The following is a 211-nucleotide window of genomic DNA, read 5'->3' on the forward strand; positions in this document are numbered from 1 at the left end:
AGTCCGGCGGCGAAATCCATCACTCGCTGCAGACCTTGCCAGATGGTCTTGACTCCGGGTTCGCCATCGCCTTTGCGGGCCAGGAAGCCACCCAGCATGGCGACCAGACGCACGGCCTCATTCAGTCGCGGTGACGTCCTGGGTGGTTTCTTTTTGTTCAGAATGTATGCCGCGCGCCATTCATCGCGCTCGAACAGTAGTTGCGCGTCAA

Annotated in this window: 1 protein-coding gene; it reads right to left on the bottom strand. The window is 59.7% G+C overall.

The annotated features are described in order from the left end of the window. Positions 1-211, bottom strand: a 211-nt coding sequence (locus SB822_RS61790; RefSeq protein ID WP_410859764.1) for an IS4 family transposase, incomplete at both ends; no start/stop codon positions are given.

Origin of the sequence: Paraburkholderia sp. SIMBA_054, assembly GCF_046534875.1 — a bacterium.
GTDB lineage: Bacteria > Pseudomonadota > Gammaproteobacteria > Burkholderiales > Burkholderiaceae > Paraburkholderia > Paraburkholderia hospita.